Here is a 1,304-nt window from a genome sequence, read left to right as displayed (position 1 = left end):
CGCCAACTCTATTCGCTATGCTGCAATCGGGTTTGGCGACCGATATTTTAGACTCGGCTTCCGGAGGGAAGAGAGAGGCCGACGGAAAATCCAAGCCGCTAAGGCTATTGCAGCAATTCGAGGGACGGACCGGAATTACCCAATTGAACTCAACCCAGGTGTTCAACGGTATGCCGCCGATGAGAATTCCGATGACCTTGCTGTTCCGCGCCTGGCGCGATCCGCTGACAGAGGTCGAGTACCCGTTTGACCAGCTCATGGAATGGGCGCTACCGATCGAACTTGCCAAGGACAGCACTCTATTGACGAACGCTTTGGATGCTGTTCAAGGCTCAAAAAACTGGATTGAGGCGGTTTTGCCGTCACAGGCTCCGACCCTGCTCGCATTCCATTACAAGGGGCGAACGTTCGCGCCGATGGTGATTGAATCCATCAGTCAGCCATTGACCGCCCCGGTCGATAGCACCGGTCGCTTCGTCGAATTGACGGTTCAGATTACGCTGGCATCGCTGGCCGCGATCGACCGCCAGTATTGGCAATCCATTTATAGGCCGCAGCAATAATGGCAAAACCACCGAAGTTCGACATATCAGGCGCGAAACGTGAGCTCAAAGAACGCCGCGAATTCGATCAACATCGCCGAGACAATGCAAAAAACATTCTTCGCCCAGAACAGGTTCAGGGAAAGGACTGGCGTTCTGCCAAGGTTTTAACCACTACCCTTGGCGTGGCTGACGGTACGATGCGCCGCATCACCAAGCAAGACCTGATCGAATTCAACAAGAACATCGCCCGCCTGGAGTCCAGAGTCGAGAAAGGGATAACGGCGAACGAAGTCATCCGATTGTCGATGCCGGAAGACAAAAAACGGAGCAAAGAACAGATCAACTTCGCCGTTCCGGTCAGTATGAAATACGGCGACGTGAGGTTCTTGACCAATGCCGGGCCTGACTCAAAGGTAACGCGCCATAGCGTGCATATTGTTTTGGCCGACTACGATCATGGCCTCGCTAAGGGAACGCCGCTGCAGGCGGCGAAGGAAATCGCGAAAGGAAATCTGTTGTTCGACTGCGATTGCGATCATCATACCTTCGTGTTTCGCTACATCACAACGATCATGCGAGCCAACGCCGGGCGCCCCGAGCATGGCTTCCCAAAGCTTAGAAACCCGCAACTGGAAGGAATCGCCTGCAAGCATGTTTTGCGGGTCATGGTTGAGCTAAATAGCTCAATCTTCATTTGGAAAAAGCTCGCGAAGGCAATAGAAGCAGATCGGGCGAATAATGCTAGCAAGGAACTCCGGC

2 protein-coding genes are annotated in these 1,304 nt (G+C 53.5%); both read left to right on the top strand.

The genetic code is table 11. The features are described 5' to 3' along the window. The first annotated feature begins 32 nt into the window (after positions 1-32). Positions 33-563: a hypothetical protein gene (locus AC3B8H_RS21420; RefSeq protein WP_488443529.1), complete on the top strand. Its 531-nt coding sequence runs from the start codon at positions 33-35 to the stop codon at positions 561-563. Next, a partial coding sequence (locus AC3B8H_RS21415; protein ID WP_488443528.1) for a hypothetical protein occupies positions 563-1,304 on the top strand: 742 nt, incomplete at its 3' end. The genes AC3B8H_RS21420 and AC3B8H_RS21415, both read left to right, overlap by 1 nt.

The sequence above is a fragment of the Methylomonas sp. BG-2 genome (genome assembly GCF_057766305.1).
This window is presented reverse-complemented; position numbering and strand designations above follow the sequence as displayed.